Genomic DNA, 16,598 nt, shown 5'->3' with positions numbered 1-16,598 from the left:
GCCCTTCTAGTTCAGGTATCCGAGGTCCTTGAGAACGGTTGCCGCGACCGTGGGGCGTTCGTCGGCAACCAACGTTCGGTATTTGTCGATGAATTTGTTGGCCTCTCGCGGGATGGCCCCCTGGTTGACCAGGTCAACACCTTTTTCCAGGTTGTAGCGGTGCAGTTCCGCGGTCCAGAGCCGGTGTTTGACGTAGATCCGCTCGTCGTCGGCTCCGCTGACGGTCACGGTTGCCCCGCCCGGAAGGGTGTCGACCGCCGCGCCGTCCCGATACTTCTCGACGGCCTGATCCCAGTCCAGACCTGCTGGCTCCGTAGTCATCTCGGCCTCCGAGCGCTCGATGTCGGTTCCGGTGCTCACTTGGACAGCTCGAGTTGTTCGACCTCACCACGGATTGCCAAGTGCGGCACAACAACCCAGCACGCGCAGCCCAACAGGCATTCGCCGCCGACTCCCTCGAATCGGGTCGAGGGCTCGCAGAGCAGCACACCGAGATCGAGCAGCCATGCGTGACGCATGAGCTTGGACTCCCAATCCAGGGCGTCGTAGGCCTCCCGCGCGGGCACGAACCAGCTCATGTCGAGCTTGCTCAGCCGCGGGATGAAGGCGGCGACCGTGGTGGCACCCGAACCCGCGAACGCCAGCGTGTTGGGCCCGACGACGGGATCCAGCGATTCAGACAACGACGCGGTGACCGCACTGGCCGAATCCGCACCGAAGGCGCGAACCTCGACGAATTCGACTGCTGCCGAGTCTGTTACCTCGCCGACCAGCGGCGTGTCGGCCGGACCAATGCCCACTGCGAGCAGGTTGATCCAGCTGTCGGTCTGATCACCACGGGTGGCCGGGTGCCACGCGTCGGCCGGGACATTCATCCAGTTGAGTGCCTTGATCGACTCGTACAAGTGATCGCCTCCGTCACGCAGAACAAACTGCGCGATACCGGTGTCGATGGCCTTGTGCGCCGCGTCAAGGTCGCCGACCGCGTTGTACACCGCGTTCTGCGGTACACCGAAGAAGCCTGCGGTGAAGGGGTTCTTGTAGAGGTCACCCCAGACGGTCATGACGCCTTTGTTCTTGTCGGCGTCCACCATGCAGTCGAGCTCGTTGATGGCGATGAACGCGCGACCGTCCTTAAGTTCGTCGTTGTCGGCGTCGGCGGGCAGAACGCACATGCCGGCAACCAGCGCACGACGGCCCAACCGGATGTTGGATAGGTGGCGGGCCAACTCTACGACGATGCCACTGCCCGTTCCACCGACCAGCGAGAAGGCGATGATCACCAGTGGAGTCTTGTCGCTGGACATGATCCCGTCGGCGAAGCGGTCCAGTGCCTGGGCAACCTCACCACCGGTGTAGTAGTCGACGCCGTAGAGGCCCTTGGACACCGCGCGCGGGAAGTGCTCGCCAGTCTCTGGCACCACGAGATCGTTGGGAAGCCACGGCTCGTAGTTGGGATTCCAGTAGTAGCGAGGGTACTCCTTCTTGAGGAATTCGCGGTAGCGGCGCAGTTCGCTGAACAGCGCCTCATTCTCCAGCGCGGGGAGGTCGACGACCTCCGCGCTGGCGAGATCGCCGGACAGCGCTGCCGACGCGGTGGTGACACCGGTCAATTCGGCATCACCGATGTCGATGGCCAGCCCACGGAACGGTGTTTCCGAGCCGGCTGCAGCACCCCCGGGGGCGTACTCGCGCAGCATCGATTCAACGACGTTAGAACCGGTCTTGCCGATGCCCAGGACGTGAATAGAGAACGGCCCCTCGTGATCTCCGATGCGATGAACGCCATCGGTGACCAACGCCTCAAGCCGCACCTTGTCGGTGCCGTACCCAGCGGACTCGCTGTCGCACGCCGCACCTTCATGAGTGTGGCTGTGCCCATGATCGTGATTGTGGTCGTGTGCTCCTGACACTTCATCTCCTTCAACGGTGGTCGCGAGCCTGCGGATGCCGCACAGCGGGGAGGGACGGGTCTTGTCGACCGGACTCGCGAAGTTACTGCCTGAATGAGAAGCCAATGGCTTCCCGCAACTGAGCGTAGAGGTTTTACTGTCATTGTGAAATATCTCGGTGTTAACTGTTCGTAACCGAAATATGCGAACTGACAACGATATGGTTGAGGACCAATCCTGTGAACGCTAGTATGTAGCCAGCGGGGGCTGGAACGGTGGCCGCAGTCGCTCGTACTGCGCATCCCCGTACCAAGAGAAGGATGATTGAATGACCAATGTCCAGACCAAGCCAGCGGGCGCCGCCGACGCGGCCGAGGCAGACGCCCTCCAGGTCTCACCCCGGCCACTCGCAGGGCGATTGGATTCATTGAGTCGAATGCTCTCACGCCGCATCGACGGGATTACCGCGCAGCACAATATGTCCGCCGATCACTGGTACGCACTCGACGTCATAGTGCGTCGGGACGGCGTGGCGATGAATCACTTGGCGCGCGCATTGAGCGTCGCCGCACCCACCCTCACCAAGTACGTGGACAAGCTGGCTGTGAACGCCTACGTCTTCCGGCTCGCCGACCCGCGCGATCGGCGCAAAGTACTGGTGCACGCCTCCAGCCGGGGTACGAGCGTCCACCAGGAACTCCTCGGCACTATCGCTGCCACCGAAGCCGAGGTATTGGGCATCTTCGCCGCACGCGACCGCCGAGCGCTGGAACGCATGCTCAAACACTACGGCAAACAAGCAGAGGACTTCACGAGTCAGTAAGCCGACCGGCGCCCGCTGCTGGTTTAGCCGACCATCGCAATCTGTTCGAGGACATCGAATTCGAGCCCGTTGGCCTTCGCCATGTACACGTCTTGAGCAAGATGGTGCCGACGGAATCGGACATGTCCACGTGGACTGTGATAACGAATGTCGGCTTGTGCCTGCGCACTCAATTCAGACACAGTCACCGACGCCGACCGCTCAACCAGTTCAGCCAGGAGCCGCACACCCTCGTAGCAGGACTCGCCCGGCGAGGCCAGCGGCGGCGCACTCACACCGAACCGGTCCGCATAACGCCCACCGAACTCCAGACTGTGGCCGGTCCCCAAGGATTCGAAGAATCCTGACACGGAATAGAGTTCACGCGCAGCGCCCACACCGCCCGCCAGCAGCATATTCTCATCGATCAGCGGACCGAGTCGAGGAAGGTCGCGATCGAACCCACGTGCGGCGAACTGCCTGTTGAACGACACCGCATCCTGGCCCAGCAACAACACGAACACTCCGTCGGCGCCGGAGCGCTCGATCTCATCGAGTACACCGCTGAAGTCGGTCTCACCCAGCGGCGCGAAGTGCTCCCCGACAAGCCTGACACCTGGACCGTAGGCATCTGTTGTCGCCCACTTCAACATCCGACCAGTCGTGCGTCGTGGCCACACATAGTCACTGCCGACGATAAACCAGGATGTGATGCCGTTCTCTCGACCCATCCATTGCAGCGCGGGCACGATCTGACGTTCGGGCACCTCCCCGGTAGTGAACACACCGGGTGACGATTCGCCGCCCTCGTACACCGCCGTGTAGATGTAGGGCACCAGACCACCAACGGATCGGACGATCTCGCGACGCAGCGCCGAGGTATGCCAGCCGATCAGGGCTTGGACCTCACCGTTGGACACCCATGCGGAGACGTCGCGGGTCACGTCCCCGATGTCGGCGCCGCCATCGATGACGGTGGCGGAGACCTCGCAACCCAGAAGTCCGCCATGCTCATTGAGCTCGGCGATGGCCAGTTCGGCGCTGCTCAGGCACGAAGGCCCGAAGATGCCCGCCGGACCACTCTCAGGTATGAGCAGACCGAGATTCATGCGTGGGTCAGACATCGAACTCTCTCCCTGCGCAGCGTGGATCGCCGGTTACGTCCTATGATTTCAGCGCGCTATTACCTGGGTGTAAATCGCTCGTGTGAGGTCCCACACGCGGAAAACAGAATCGATCCCGCCGGTGACATGACGTGACTCCCCGACGAGATCGACTCCGTGGCTATGCTTCTGCGGTTTTCTCGGTGGGCAGATCGTAGACCGGTGCGGACGCAACACCAATGGTCTTGCGGGTGATCGCCTCGACCTTTTCCCGAGTGGCCTCGGCGTCGGTCACCCAGTCACGGTAGAAGTCGAAGGGGCATTCGGCGATCCCTTTGTCGCCGTCGCCTGCGTTGTAGACGCCGGTGTAGCCGCGGTGGAGCAGCTTGAACAGGTGGTTCTGCGACTGGTCATTGGCACGCGCATCCCGGATCGTCGAAAGTGAGAGCTGCGCGTACTGAATCCCGTAGTCTTCCTCCCCGCACTCCCCCAGCGTGCGCCCGTCAAATCCGACGATGGCGCTGTGGCCGAAGTACGAGTAGACGCCGTCGAAACCAGTCGCATTGGCCACTGCGACATAGCAGTTGTTTGCCCACGCCATCGTCTTTGACATCAGAACCTGCTGTTCCTTGGCCGGATACATGTAGCCTTGCGGGCGGACGATGAGTTCCGCACCCTTCATCGCGCAGTCACGCCAGATCTCCGGGTAATTGCCGTCGTCGCAGACGATGAGCGAGACCTTCATACCCTTCGGGCCGTCGGTGACATAGGTCTGCCCACCCGGGTACCAGCCCTCGATCGGGGTCCACGGCATGATCTTGCGATACTTCTGCACGATCTCGCCCTCGTCGTTGATCAGCACCAATGTGTTGTACGGCGGCTTGTTCGGGTGATCCTCATGCCGTTCACCGGTCAAGGAGAAGACTCCCCAGGTCTTTGCAGCCCGACATGCCTCGGCGAAAATGTCGGTTTCATCGCCTGGCACCGTGGCGGCCGTCGCATACATCTCGTCGGCGTCGTACATGATGCCCATGGTGGAGTACTCGGGGAACACCACCAGATCCATGCCCGGGAGGCCGGCCTTCATCCCGACAACCATGTCCGCAATCTTGCGCGCGTTGTCGAGTACCTCCTCCTTGGTGTGCAGCCGCGGCATCTTGTAGTTCACGACGGCAACGCCAACCGTGTCCGGGCTCGATGAGATGTCTCCATGTCGCATGTTGGACCCTCCATTTAGTTCGTCAACTCTCGCCAGCCTTCTGCACGAGGTACTTTGATCGTAAAGTATTCGAAACGACAGGGTCCAGCCATAGCCGTTACACTTATGTTTCAAGGAGGATCTCTCGATGCAACCTGGATTACCCACGAACTCGCCCCCCAGCCCGATGGGCTCCAGCCGGTTCAGGCTGGGACGGCTCCGATCACCACAGGAGCTGACTGCCGCATTGCAGTCACATATCGTCGGGCAGGAGGCCGCTATCGAGGCGGCGGTGCGCGCATTGACGATTTCCGCCGCGGGGCTGCGCGATCCCAACCGTCCGATCGCCTCGCTACTGCTGGTTGGGCCGACAGGTGTGGGAAAGACCGAGCTCGCAAGACAACTCGCGCGTCAGGTCACCGGCGATCCCGATAGCCTCTGCCGAATAGACATGAATGCCCTTGCACAAGAACACTACTCGGCATCGCTTGCCGGGGCGCCGCCCGGCTACGCCGGTGCAAAGGAAGGCCTGACGCTCTTTGACCCCACCCTGATCGCGGGTAACCATTCCCGGCCGGGGCTCGTCCTCTTCGACGAGGTCGAGAAAGCGCACGCGACAGTCCTGCGGTCATTACTGCAGATTCTGGACAGCGGGGTCCTGAGGCTGTCGGCAGGCAACGAGACCATCGACTTCCGCAACGCGATTGTCCTATTCACATCCAACCTCGGATCTGCCGAAGTAGCCGCCCACGAACGCCAGCACCGAGGCTCGTCGTCACTGCAGCGGCTCGCGGCCCCATTCCGGCCCGGCGCACGTCGCGACTCGCAGCAGATCGTTGCCGACGTCGTCGAACAGTTCTTCGACCCGGAGCTGTACAACCGCTTCGACGAGGTTGTGCACTTCGCGCCGTTGACCCAGACCTCAGCGGGCAAGATCGTGGATCTTGAGCTCGCGCGCCTACGTAATCAGCTGTCTGCCATCCACATTGATTGGATAACAGATGACGACGTACGAAGTCTTCTAATCCACAAGGGATTTGATTCCACCTACGGAGCCAGGCATATAAAACGTACCGTCCGCATTACGCTGTCGGCACCGATCGCCGAAGCAATCGTAACCGCTCCTGACGCAGACAAGCGATCTCGTCTCACGCTGTCCACGACAGTGACGCAGGGACAAGTCGTCGCCACCGTCACCCGGGCCGCTGGGTCCTAGTGGTCCGTCTGTGAATTGATCTGTCAAGGGTGCCGCGGCCGCGACTGACTTTGTCGACAATCGATTCGGAGGTGGCTTTCCAGATGAAGGGCTTCGGGTCGACGCTCCAGTGCTGAGCCCATAGGGTGATGGCGGCAGTAAGATCAGCGGCACTGGAGAAGGTTGAGGGACGACTACGGTCGGCGAACAGGACGCCGAACTGGCCGCGCTTCGCAAATAGAACGCCGAATTACGAAGGGCCAACGACATTTTAAAGACCACGTCAGCGTTTTTCGCAGCGGCGGAGGTCGACCGCCGACTGCGCTGATCGTCGACTACATCGACGCTCACAAGGACCGGTTCGGGGTCGCCCCGATCTGCCGAGTGTTCTCCGAGCGCGGCGTGCAGATCGCCCCGTCCACCTACTACGCCCGCACCCAGGCGGGTCCGGTCTCGGCGACACAAGTGGCCGAGGCGTACGCCGCTCACGCCGTGTACCAGGCGTTTCACCGCAATCGTGGTGTCTACGGCGTCCGCAAAGTCTGACACACGATGCGGCGCGAGGGCCGGGAGATGGGTCGCGATCAGGTGGGCCGGCTGATGGGGATCTGCGGCATCACCGTAGTCGTACCCGGTAAGCGTCGAACGGTCACGACCCAGCGCGATGATCGCGCGCCGCGGCATCCTGATCTGGTGGAGCGACAGTGGTCTTCACCGGTCGGGCCCGACCAATGGTGGGTGGCTGATTTTACCCCCTGCTGGACGCTGGCAGGGTTCGTCCACACCGCGTTTCTCGTCGATGTGTACTCGCGCCGAATCCTGGGATGGCGGGTGACGACAAGCAAGACGACACCGTTGGTGACCAGCGTTCTCGAGCAAGCATTGTTCGCCCGACGAAGAATCTACTTCTCGTTTACCGCAACAGGATTGGTGCACCACAGCGATGCGGGCAGTCAGTACACAGCGCTGGCGTCTACCGAGGCGCTACGCGACTCCGGCCTCGCCGTATCGATCGGCTCGGTCGGCGATGCACTCGACAGCGCGTTGATGGAATCAGCGATCGGGTTGTACAAGACCGAACCGATCGAGCGCCAGCGATCGTGGACCGGCCGCGGCTAGGTCGAGCGCGAGACCGCCGCGTGGGTGCATCACTTCTCGCGCGCGTTCACCGCCGCGTTCGGGCAGTCCCCACACTCCAAACTGCAAACACGTCGACTCGAGCGGGCAGTGTTGCGCGAGACGGATCGCACCGTCGCCGAGGGGAACCGTCCCCACACAATCCACTTCAAATGGTGGACAACATGATTCGCATTGCAAGCGCTCAGCGGTGGGTACACGGCCAGGACGAGGCCCTGGAATTCTGGACGACGAAGGTCGGGATGGAGGTCCGCTCGGACGTCTCGCTGCCGGAGATGCGCGGGTTCCGCTGGCTCACCGTCGGGCAGCAGGGACAGGACGACGTCTCCATCGTGGTGATGGACATCCCCGGCCCACCGGCCTTCGAGGCCGAGATCTCGAGAGAGAGCCACAGCCTGATGTCCTAGGGGTTCGCGGCGACGGTCTTCCTCACCACCGAAGACTGTCGGGGCGACTACGAGGCCGTGTCCGCCCGCGGCGTCGAGTTCACCGAGAACCCCGAAAAACGGCCGTATGGGATCGGCGCAGGTTTCCGCGACCCCTCGGGCATCAGGCTCCGCCTGACCCAGATCGCGGAGATCCCGGCATGGGTGCGAGACCGCCTGTCGCGCCGACGGTCATCGGCGACAATGCTCGTATGACCCGTCTCCGATCAGGCCTCGCCGCCGCTGCGACCGCTCTGGCCGCGGCCTGCATGCTGCTGGCCCCGGGCACCGCGCAGGCCGCCCCTTTCCCCGTCACCACGGATGCCAACCAGGCGATCGCCGAGCACTACCTGAGCCCGGCCGCCGAGTCGCCGGCCGGCAGCAACCGGTTCGACTGCCGGGATCGACACGGACGCGACCCGATCGTCCTGCTGCACGCCACCGCGATGAACCAGAGCGCCAACTGGGCGTACCTTGCCCCGACCCTCGCCAACGCCGGGTACTGCGTTTTCAGCCTCACCTACGGCCAGGCGTCGTGGAGCGGCAACACCGGCGGTCTCGGCAACAAGGAACAGGCGGCGGCGCGTCAGGTCGCACCGTTCGTCGACAAGGTCCTCGCCGCCACCGGCGCCGCCAAGGTCGACCTCATCGGCCACAGTCAGGGCGGAGCCATCGCCCAGCTGGTGACGCAGCTCCCGGGCCGCGCTTCCAAGGTGGACACCCTCATCTCCCTGTCGGCGTCGCACCAGGGAACCTCGCGCGTCGGGTCGATCACCGACCGACTCCCGGCACGGGCTCCCGGCCAGAGCTACTGGGGTCCGCGGCACCCGTCGATCGACTACGTCAACTTCGCGACCCGCTACGACGAGATCTCCACCCCGTACACGAACACCCTGATGACACCTGGGCCGAACGTCGTCAACACGCTGGTCCAGGACGTGTGCCCGGCGTCGAAGATCGGTCACGTCGGCATGGCCTACTCCCCGACCGTCGCCGCGCTCGTCCGAAACGCGCTCGACTCCGCCCATCGGGTGCCGGTCGTCTGCGGCTCCGACTACCCGCTCTGAGCCCCGGGCCCTCGCCAGAATCACCCGGTCAGACCACGTTCGCGAGCTACAGCTAGCGCGCCTGGGCGCAGGTCGCGATTCTGTGCGGGGGCACGTCCAGGCGCGCGGATGGAGCCGGTTTTTGTTGCGGGCGATGGACTCGCTAGACTCGTCTGCGCTGCCTCGCGTAGCACGCCGCCCTAGCTCAGTCGGTAGAGCAATTCACTCGTAATGAATAGGTCAGGGGTTCGATTCCCCTGGGCGGCTCCACCAGGATCGTGCGATGCCGATCCCTGCACGACGCTCCTCATACCCTCGCAGATCGCTCAGTTTCTCACCCGGTCGGCCGACGCATACCTCAAACACTTAGCTACGCAAAGATAAATGCGTGCCAGGAATGTCGGTGTTAATCCATTCAGATGACACGTCCCGAGCCTCCCGCTCCTTAGACTCCATCCGACTGTAGGAGGTCAATTGGGGGCACGTCGGGGAGGTAAGCACCGGTCTCAACCGGCGCGAACTGCCACAACTTCTCGTAAACCATCGCGCGCGACAGCCACATCGCTGACGCTCAGCGCGTTGTCTCTCGGCACCGTCGTGCCGATTGCCGTCGCGTCGACAAACATCCCCGTCGTCGAAGACCTCATCGATCGCGAAATCGTCCGCGAGGCCACCCAGCACGGAAACACCAGCGACATCTTCGCCGACCTGCCCGACGGCACGATCATGGTCGTCACCCCCGGCACCGACGACACCACGCTGATCTCGCGCAACCTTCCGTACGTCGGCCAGCGGCAAACCCTGATCATCAACTACCCCGAGTCCTTCGGACCCGTCATCGCCGGTCGCTCGAACACGCTCGCACCGTTCTCACCGGGCTACGACGAGTCCAAAGAGCATGCGATGAACCAGAACCTGGCCGTGATGGCCGCGTTCGCCGAGATGGGTGAGGACCGCCCGTTCGTGGTCTACACCGGTTATTCGCAGGGCGCCGACGCACTCGGCGACGCCGCCGAGAACCCCCGGGCCTACGACAACGATTTCTTCGTCCCGGGCAAGGACATGGTCGTCCTGGTCTCCGACCCGCGGAGCCCTTGGGGCATCAAGGCCTGGCTCGACACGATGCCGTTCCTGAAGCCGTTCGTCGCGGTGGCCGGGATCGACGCCAACGGCGCCCGCGATCCGGAAGCCAGCGGCAAGATCAAGGTCGTGTCGGTGATCGTCGTCGGCGACCCAGTCAGCAACTTCCAGTGGGTGGCGTACCGGCCCATCTCGTCGCTCATCGTCAACGCGGCCGGGTTCCTCACCATCCACTCGGGCAACGGACCGCACACGTACGGCGACGTCGAACGTCTGGGTGACCCGACCGAATACACCAGCGCCAACACCACATACCTCGTGTACGACGCCGCGCATCCCCTGGCACTGCTGGTGGCAGCCATCTACGACACGCTCGGGATCACCTACGACAAGGACGATCTCGCCCGCTGGGACGCACTCGCCGAGGCCTACTACCCGACCCAGGCGCCGAACCCCGACAACGCAGCGGTACCGGTCACGGCCGTGGATCCGGTGAAGCAGGACCCGCTCGGCGACGGATACACCGTCACCGTGCCATCCGAAGTCGCAACCGGCGCAGAGAAGCCGGAAGGCCCGCCGGAAACCCGGGGAATCGTCCCGGCCGGGATCGTGCCGCCGGCCGCCGACGACGTCCCCACGGGTGAGCGCGAGCCCGCAGTCGATCGCGGCGAGGGTGAACCCGTCTCCGAAGACGCCGGCGACCGACCGGGTGGCTCCGAGAAGCCGGATTCCGAAGGCTCGGATTCGGGTTCGGAGAAGCCGGACTCCGGCGACAGCGGATCCCGAGATTCCGACTCGTCGACCGGCGGAGACAACTCATCGAACAGCAGCGCCGGCAACGATCGGGAGAAGTCAGACTCCTCCGGAACCGGTTCGGCCGGTGGGGATTCGACGGACCGCGAAGCCGCCTGATCCCCCACCGGCCGTGGGACTAGCTGGAGCCGAACAGATTTCCCAGGCTGCCGTTGCCACCGGTGTCGCCTCCGGCGTTGTCGCCGCCGCCGTTGTCACCACCGCCGTTGTCGGCCGGCTTGCCGGTGCCGGTCACCTTGTAAGCCTGTGTGCGGCCGTTGATCGTCAGTCCGAGGACCGGATCGGGCGTCGCGCACTCCTGGTAGATCACGTACGAGGTGTCGGCACGTCCGGACTTCCACGTGGTGGCGGTAGCCGAGCCCTGTTTCGCAATCGACTTGTTGATCCACCACACGATCTTGAGCGCGTGCTTCACCCGGACGAACGACAATTCATCCGAGCGATTGATCGATCAGAATTTCGGCAGCATTGCGCGCGTCGTCGGCCGCCTGCGCGGTCCCGGCGATCGCCGCCGTCGTCTGGGCGCCCTCGGCCAGAATCGCCAGCTGAGCAGCGAGGCGAGGCGGCCCGCCGAGTTCGGCGACGAGGCCGGCCACGTAATCCTGGAAGCCAGCCTTCTGCCTGCGCACCGCCTCGGCCACCGAGGGCAGTTCCCCGCCGAGTTCGCCGTACGCGTTGATGAACGCGCATCCCCGAAACTCCTCGGTTCCGAACCATCCGAGCAGGAAGTCGAAGATCGCGAGCAGCTTCTCCCGCGGCGCCGAGGACCCCTCCGTACAGGCTGCGATACCCGCGCCCCACTGCCCGCTTCGATCGTCGAGGACGGCGAGGATCAGTGCCTCTTTGGAAGGAAACATCGAGTAGATCTTCTTGAGCGACACACCTGCCGCGTCACGGACCTTGTCCATCCCGACCGCGTGCACCCCATACGCGTTGAACAGCTCATCGGCGGCGCGAATGACCTGCTCACGGGGGTCGACCACAGTGTCCTTCGAAGCTGCCACGACACACCGTCCTCACCGGATTCCGAGCTACCCCTTGCGTGGGGAACGATCGTTCTCTAGCATAGCAACCAGCTCAGAGAACGCCCGTTCTCCGCAGCTCCGAACAGACCCCCTCGGGTCGCTGCAGAAGAGAGAAGTGATCTCCATGGGTTACATCACCGTCGGCACCGAGAACTCCGCCGACATCGAGCTCTACTACGAGGACCACGGGGCCGGCCGGCCGGTCGTGCTGATCCACGGCTACCCCCTCGACGGCAACAGCTGGGAATTGCAGGCCCGCGAACTGCTCGACGCCGGCTATCGGGTCATCACCTATGACCGTCGCGGGTTCGGCAAGTCGAGCAAGGTCGGCACCGGCTACCACTACGACACCTTCGCCGCCGACCTGAACACCGTGCTCGAGACCCTCGACCTGCGTGACGTCATCCTGGTCGGATTCTCGATGGGCACAGGCGAACTCGCCCGCTACGCCGGCAAGTACGGGACCGAGCGGATCGCCAAGTTCGCCTTCCTGGCATCGCTCGAGCCGTTCCTGGTGAAGACCGACGACAACCCCGAGGGCGTCGACGCCGCGGTCTTCGACGGCATCGCCGAGGCGGCCAAGAGCAACCGGTACGCCTGGTTCACGCAGTTCTACAAGGACTTCTACAACCTCGACGACACACTCGGCAGCCGCATCACCCAGGAGGTCGTCGACGCCAACTGGAACACCGCCGTCGGCAGCGCGCCGGTCGCGGCCTACGCCGTGGTCCCCACCTGGATCGAAGACTTCCGCAAGGACGTTGTCGCAGTCCGTGATTCGGGGAAGCCGACGCTGATCCTGCACGGCACCGCCGACAACATCCTGCCGATCGACGCCACCGGTCGCCGCTTCCACGACGCCGTCCCGGAGGCCGAGTACGTCGAGATCGAGGACGCTCCCCACGGCCTGCTGTGGACGCATGCCGCCGAGGTCAACGAGGCTCTGCTGCGGTTCGTCGTGAAGTGACCACGCGCGCGTGACGCACGACGGCCGTCGGGGGGACATCCCACCCGACGGCCGTTGCGTCGTGTCTCTCTACTTGGTCGTCTCGTCCTCGGCCTCGACGGCTGCGGTCTCCTGGGAGGATTCCGCGTCGGTGTCATCGGCCAGCGGGTCGTACCCGGGCACCCCTTCGAGGACGGTCAGCTCCTGGTCGATGGCGGCCGAGACGGCCTTGGCCTCTTCTTTGATCTTGCGGATGAAGTCCGACATCGCCTGCTCCCTCGCTCATCGACTGCACGGCCTGCGACCGTCCACCCATGATAGGGCGGGTCACTTCTTCAGATCGGGGTTCTCCTCGTAGACCTCCTTGATGAGCGACATGTCGAAGATCTGCTCGGGTTTGATGTCGTAGCCGGCCTTGGCCAGAGCCTCGATGTTCTGCGCGATGAGATCGTCTGTCATCGTGAGCAGACCGTTGGCCTTGGTGTCCTCGGAGACGACGAGCGTGTTCTGCGCGATGGCCTCCTTGGTCTGCTCGGCCTCGTCGAGTCCGAGATCCTTGCCGTACTTGGTGACCGCGAGCTTCGCCGACCCCGCCGGATCGGCGACCGCGTCGTACCAGCCCTTGATGTCGGCCTTGAGGAAGGCCTTCACCTTGTCGCGCTCGTTGTCGATGGTGTCCTGCCGAACGACGAGCGTCTCGGCGACGAGCGGCAGGTTGAAGTCGGCGAACAGGAAGTTGGCGTTCGGGAAACCGCTCTCCTCCAGGGTGATCGGCTCGTTGGTCACGTAGCTGACCCAGCCGTCGACCTCGCCGTTCTTCAGCGGCGTCGGGTCGTACTGGACGGTGATCTTCTCGATGTCGGCTTCGGTCATGTTGTTGGCGGTGAGCAGCGCCTGGAAGACGTTCTCGTTGGTCGCCTGCACGCCGATCTTGCGCCCCTTCATCTCTTCGGGACTGAGGATGGGTTTGCCCGCCGACGAGACGATGCAGAACGGGTTGCGCTGGAACGTCGCGGCTACGGTCATCAGTTTCGCGCCCTGCAGGATGACCGGTGCGGTCAGCTGCGGCGCGGACATGCCGATCCACACCTTGTTCGACGTCAGGCCGTTCTCGACGCCCGTACCGGCGCCACCGCCGGTGATCAGTTCGGGTGTGCCGAGGCCTTCCTCCTCGTAGTAGCCGTTCTCGATGGCGAAGTACTCACCGGCGAACTCGATGTTCTTCTGCCACGACAGCTGCACCTTCGGATTGGTCGAGGTCGTACCCCCGCTCGCAGAGCCACCGGAACTGCACGCCGACAACGCGCCGGTCAGGCCGAGTGCACCGGCGGCGCCCCCGGCCATCATCGAATAGCGGAGAAACGACCGACGGTCGAAGGAGTTTGCCATGTGAGAGTTACCTTTCGCACGAAGCTGATTCGGTCGCACAGGTGCGCCCGACCTAGGTTTGCTGCATTCCCATCTGCGACAGGACGACAGTCTCGATGACACCCACCACGGCGTAGATGACGATCGAAGCAACGGTGATGACGAGGACCGAGGCCCAGAGTTCGTCGTAGGCCGCGGCGGGCAGAGCCCGCTGAAGCGACGCACCGAGGCCCTTGTTGGTCCCCAACCATTCGGCGACGGTCGCACCGATCAGCGCGCCCGGCACCGACACCTTGGCCGCGCTGAACAACGACGGGACCGCCGACGGAATCGCGGAGCGCCGCAACGCCGTCCAGCGCCCGCCGCCGTACACACTGATCACGTCGGTGATCTGGCGCGGCGCATTCGACAGCCCGGTCATGATCATCACGAGCGCGGGGAAGAACACGACGATCCCGCCCATCACCGCGACCACCGCGACACCTCGGCCGACGATGACGGTGATCAGCGGCGTCATCGCGACCAGAGGCACCGATCGGAGGAGCATCGCGATCGGCATGAAGGTCTGTGCCGCAGAACGGGACACGACGAAGATCGCTGCCGTGACGATCGCGGCGAGCATGCCCGCGACGAATCCGATCGCCGCGTCCTGCAACGTGATCCAGAGATTGTCGAAGATCTCGGCGCGATTGGCCGGCGCGTCGGCGTCGACGAACAGGTAGTTGAACACATCGACCGGTGTGCGTCCGATGATCGGCCCGATGTCGGGGAAGGCCAGGAGGAACAGCCACCAGATCACGAGGATCAACGCGAACGACAACAGCAGGGAGCCGAGGAAACGCCCGGCCGCCCACAGACCACCGGTTCCGATCCCACCTGCTCCGAGAGTCCTCACCTCGGCGCTCATCGTCCCGCCGCCGTTCCGCTCGACCAGTTCGTCGCATACTTGGCGATCACCGCGACCACGGCGTAACCGAGACCTGCGACCGCTCCGCTGATCAGGGCGATGGCCCACACCTGCGGGATGTTGCCGCTCTGCTGGGCGATGATCATCGCCGGACCGGCCCCGGTCTCGGGCATCGCCAGGAACTCACCGAGCACTGCGCCCAGTACCGCCGCCGGAGCAGCAATCTTGATGGCTGCGAGCGTGTTCGGCAATGCGGCAACCGATCGCACCCGCCAGAGCTGCGCGAACCGGCCGCCGCCGTAGACCTTGATGAGGTCGAGGCTGCCGGCGTGCGGCGATCGCAGCCCCGACAACGTCCCGATCATCGTCGTGAAGAACACCGAGATCGCCGCGAGAAAGACGATCATGGTCGTCACCTCGGCGAAGGCCACCTGGATGATCGGTGCGACGGCGATGATCGGCGTGCAGTACGACAGGATCGCGAGCTGGGTCGCCAGCCCCTCGACCGGCGGGAAGAGGATCACGACGATGGCCAGCGCGATCGCGAGGCCGTTACCCCACAGGAATCCGCGGAACGCCAGTTCGACTGTCAGCGAGAAGTTGTCGACGTAGTAGGCGGACCCGGTCTCGCCGATCTCGGCCAGCACCGACCACGGCGTCGGGATCGTTCCGCCGAACAGCTCCAGCGCACCCGCGATCCACCACACCACGACGAGCCCGACGATGCCTCCGAGACCGGCCAGCCATCGGACCGATCCGAATCTAGCCACTCACGCCCTCCGCAACGGGTTCGGGCGCAACATCTTCGGTCGATTTCGAGTTCGACTGCTTGCCGAACAGGAGACCGGAGAGATGGTCGTGGATCGCATGGAACTCGGGGGTGCGCATCATCTCCGGGACACGTGGCCGCGGCAGATCGATGGGGACCACCTCCACCACCGTGCCCGGCCGCGGACTCATGACCGCCACCACGTCGGAGAGGAAAACCGCCTCGGCAATGCCGTGCGTGACCATCAGCGTGGTCGCCGGCTTCTCGGTCCAGATACGCAGCAATTCGACGTTGAGCCGCTGCCGCGTCATGTCATCGAGTGCTCCGAAGGGTTCGTCGAGCAGCAACGCAGTCGGTTTCACGACCAGGGCGCGAGCGATCGAAACACGCTGGCGCATACCGCCGGAGAGCATCGCGGGCTTGGACTTCTCGAAACCCTTGAGCCCCACGAGCTCGATCAGGTCCGCGACGAGAGCGTCGTCGGCCGGCATCCCGCCGACCTGCAGCGGCAGTCTGATGTTGGACTCCACCGACCGCCACGGCAGCAGCGCCGAATCCTGGAAAGCGATGCCCAGCTCATGATTTCGCTGGAGGTCCTGCGGCGATTGCCCGTTCATGAGCGCGGTCCCCGAGGTGGCGTCCTCGAGGCCGGCGAGGATCCGTAGCACCGTCGACTTGCCGCAGCCCGACGGACCGAGCAACGACAGGAAGGAACCCTCCGACGTGCTCAGCGAGACGTCGGACAACGCGGTCACCGTCGAACTCCCGCGCAGCGAACGGGAGGTGAACGTCTTGGTCAGTCCAGAGATGTTGATCCCCGTACCCAGGGGGCGTGTCATGACCGGAGACGTTAAAGAGGCCGTGTTGCAGCCTGATTACCGTCGCGTAATAG

16 protein-coding genes, 1 tRNA gene, 2 pseudogenes and 1 other annotated feature are annotated in these 16,598 nt (G+C 64.0%); of the genes and pseudogenes, 8 read left to right on the top strand and 11 right to left on the bottom strand.

All coding sequences use genetic code 11. From position 1 onward, the window contains the following. Window positions 1-6: 6 nt before the first annotated feature. Entirely contained in the window at window positions 7-360 is a 354-nt protein-coding gene (locus M1L58_RS03885) for a hypothetical protein (protein WP_248657892.1), read from the bottom strand. Beyond that, window positions 357-1,913, bottom strand: a complete 1,557-nt coding sequence (locus tag M1L58_RS03880) for a tubulin-like doman-containing protein (protein ID WP_248657891.1) — start codon at window positions 1,911-1,913, stop codon at window positions 357-359. The genes M1L58_RS03885 and M1L58_RS03880 overlap by 4 nt, the downstream gene beginning before the upstream one ends. Window positions 1,914-2,220: 307 nt before the next feature. On the opposite strand from M1L58_RS03880, the gene M1L58_RS03875 reads away from it, so the two are divergent. Further along, the gene (locus M1L58_RS03875) at window positions 2,221-2,715 is read left to right on the top strand and encodes a MarR family winged helix-turn-helix transcriptional regulator (protein WP_248657890.1); all 495 of its coding nucleotides are present in this window, start codon (window positions 2,221-2,223) and stop codon (window positions 2,713-2,715) included. Window positions 2,716-2,738: 23 nt separating this feature from the next. On the opposite strand, the gene M1L58_RS03870 is transcribed toward M1L58_RS03875, so the two are convergent. Beyond that, window positions 2,739-3,818, bottom strand: a complete 1,080-nt coding sequence (locus M1L58_RS03870; protein ID WP_248657889.1) for a substrate-binding domain-containing protein — start codon at window positions 3,816-3,818, stop codon at window positions 2,739-2,741. 160 nt (window positions 3,819-3,978) lie between these two features. Then, window positions 3,979-5,016 carry an aliphatic amidase gene (locus tag M1L58_RS03865; protein WP_248657888.1) on the bottom strand — a complete coding sequence of 346 codons (1,038 nt, stop codon included), beginning with the start codon at window positions 5,014-5,016 and terminating at the stop codon, window positions 3,979-3,981. 226 nt (window positions 5,017-5,242) lie between these two features. Between M1L58_RS03865 and M1L58_RS03860 the strand changes: the two genes are divergently transcribed. The 6 genes and pseudogenes from M1L58_RS03860 (at window position 5,243) to M1L58_RS03830 (ending at window position 10,790) form a co-directional block, all read left to right on the top strand. After that, a complete protein-coding gene (locus M1L58_RS03860; protein ID WP_308221789.1) occupies window positions 5,243-6,211 on the top strand; it encodes an AAA family ATPase in 969 nt (322 codons plus the stop codon). Window positions 6,212-6,383: 172 nt separating this feature from the next. Continuing rightward, a pseudogene (locus M1L58_RS03855) lies at window positions 6,384-7,495 on the top strand (IS3 family transposase); the annotation flags it as partial. Continuing rightward, window positions 6,476-6,607, top strand: a sequence feature (AL1L pseudoknot). (Overlaps the previous pseudogene by 132 nt.) Then, window positions 7,492-7,968, top strand: a pseudogene (locus M1L58_RS03845) (VOC family protein). The pseudogenes M1L58_RS03855 and M1L58_RS03845, both read left to right, overlap by 4 nt. Then, window positions 7,965-8,819 carry an esterase/lipase family protein gene (locus M1L58_RS03840; protein WP_248657886.1) on the top strand — a complete coding sequence of 285 codons (855 nt, stop codon included), beginning with the start codon at window positions 7,965-7,967 and terminating at the stop codon, window positions 8,817-8,819. Before M1L58_RS03845 ends, M1L58_RS03840 begins: the two are co-directional and overlap by 4 nt. Before the next feature lie 173 nt (window positions 8,820-8,992). Further along, a tRNA-Thr gene (locus M1L58_RS03835) sits at window positions 8,993-9,068 on the top strand. A gap of 309 nt (window positions 9,069-9,377) precedes the next feature. Next, entirely contained in the window at window positions 9,378-10,790 is a 1,413-nt protein-coding gene (locus tag M1L58_RS03830; RefSeq protein ID WP_248657885.1) for a hypothetical protein, read from the top strand. A gap of 19 nt (window positions 10,791-10,809) precedes the next feature. On the opposite strand, the gene M1L58_RS03825 is transcribed toward M1L58_RS03830, so the two are convergent. Both M1L58_RS03825 and M1L58_RS03820 read right to left on the bottom strand, forming a co-directional pair. Further along, window positions 10,810-11,106, bottom strand: a complete 297-nt coding sequence (locus tag M1L58_RS03825) for a hypothetical protein (RefSeq protein WP_308221788.1) — start codon at window positions 11,104-11,106, stop codon at window positions 10,810-10,812. 16 nt (window positions 11,107-11,122) lie between these two features. Beyond that, window positions 11,123-11,695 (bottom strand): TetR/AcrR family transcriptional regulator, encoded by a 573-nt coding sequence (locus M1L58_RS03820; protein ID WP_248657884.1) that lies wholly within the window; start codon window positions 11,693-11,695, stop codon window positions 11,123-11,125. Between the two features lie 145 nt (window positions 11,696-11,840). Here M1L58_RS03820 and M1L58_RS03815 point away from each other — a divergent pair, with 145 nt between their 5' ends. Next, complete coding sequence (locus M1L58_RS03815) at window positions 11,841-12,683, top strand: alpha/beta fold hydrolase (protein WP_248657883.1); 843 nt, start codon at window positions 11,841-11,843, stop codon at window positions 12,681-12,683. Between the two features lie 69 nt (window positions 12,684-12,752). Here the strand turns inward: M1L58_RS03815 and M1L58_RS03810 are convergent, their stop codons facing one another. The 5 genes from M1L58_RS03810 to M1L58_RS03790 are packed head-to-tail and all read right to left on the bottom strand — an operon-like array spanning window position 12,753 to window position 16,545. Next, window positions 12,753-12,929, bottom strand: a complete 177-nt coding sequence (locus M1L58_RS03810; RefSeq protein ID WP_248657882.1) for a hypothetical protein — start codon at window positions 12,927-12,929, stop codon at window positions 12,753-12,755. 60 nt (window positions 12,930-12,989) lie between these two features. Further along, window positions 12,990-14,051 carry an ABC transporter substrate-binding protein gene (locus M1L58_RS03805; RefSeq protein ID WP_248657881.1) on the bottom strand — a complete coding sequence of 354 codons (1,062 nt, stop codon included), beginning with the start codon at window positions 14,049-14,051 and terminating at the stop codon, window positions 12,990-12,992. Between the two features lie 52 nt (window positions 14,052-14,103). Further along, window positions 14,104-14,937, bottom strand: a complete 834-nt coding sequence (locus tag M1L58_RS03800; RefSeq protein WP_248657880.1) for an ABC transporter permease — start codon at window positions 14,935-14,937, stop codon at window positions 14,104-14,106. After that, window positions 14,934-15,707: an ABC transporter permease gene (locus M1L58_RS03795; RefSeq protein ID WP_248657879.1), complete on the bottom strand. Its 774-nt coding sequence runs from the start codon at window positions 15,705-15,707 to the stop codon at window positions 14,934-14,936. The genes M1L58_RS03800 and M1L58_RS03795 overlap by 4 nt, the downstream gene beginning before the upstream one ends. Next, window positions 15,700-16,545: an ABC transporter ATP-binding protein gene (locus M1L58_RS03790; protein WP_248657878.1), complete on the bottom strand. Its 846-nt coding sequence runs from the start codon at window positions 16,543-16,545 to the stop codon at window positions 15,700-15,702. The genes M1L58_RS03795 and M1L58_RS03790 overlap by 8 nt, the downstream gene beginning before the upstream one ends. Window positions 16,546-16,598 lie beyond the last annotated feature (53 nt).

Origin of the sequence: Gordonia sp. C13, from assembly GCF_023218005.1 — a bacterium.
Taxonomy (GTDB): Bacteria; Actinomycetota; Actinomycetes; order Mycobacteriales; family Mycobacteriaceae; genus Gordonia; species Gordonia namibiensis.
This window is presented reverse-complemented; position numbering and strand designations above follow the sequence as displayed.

Excerpts from the sequence above, each read along its gene's own strand:
- M1L58_RS03875 (WP_248657890.1), top strand. The coding sequence starts at position 2,221 with ATGACCAATGTCCAGACCAAGCCAGCGGGCGCCGCCGACGCGGCCGAG.
- M1L58_RS03805 (WP_248657881.1), bottom strand. The coding sequence starts at position 14,051 with ATGGCAAACTCCTTCGACCGTCGGTCGTTTCTCCGCTATTCGATGATG.
- M1L58_RS03800 (WP_248657880.1), bottom strand. The coding sequence starts at position 14,937 with ATGAGCGCCGAGGTGAGGACTCTCGGAGCAGGTGGGATCGGAACCGGT.
- M1L58_RS03815 (WP_248657883.1), top strand. The coding sequence starts at position 11,841 with ATGGGTTACATCACCGTCGGCACCGAGAACTCCGCCGACATCGAGCTC.
- M1L58_RS03810 (WP_248657882.1), bottom strand. The coding sequence starts at position 12,929 with ATGTCGGACTTCATCCGCAAGATCAAAGAAGAGGCCAAGGCCGTCTCG.
- M1L58_RS03870 (WP_248657889.1), bottom strand. The coding sequence starts at position 3,818 with ATGTCTGACCCACGCATGAATCTCGGTCTGCTCATACCTGAGAGTGGT.
- M1L58_RS03840 (WP_248657886.1), top strand. The coding sequence starts at position 7,965 with ATGACCCGTCTCCGATCAGGCCTCGCCGCCGCTGCGACCGCTCTGGCC.
- M1L58_RS03790 (WP_248657878.1), bottom strand. The coding sequence starts at position 16,545 with ATGACACGCCCCCTGGGTACGGGGATCAACATCTCTGGACTGACCAAG.
- M1L58_RS03865 (WP_248657888.1), bottom strand. The coding sequence starts at position 5,016 with ATGCGACATGGAGACATCTCATCGAGCCCGGACACGGTTGGCGTTGCC.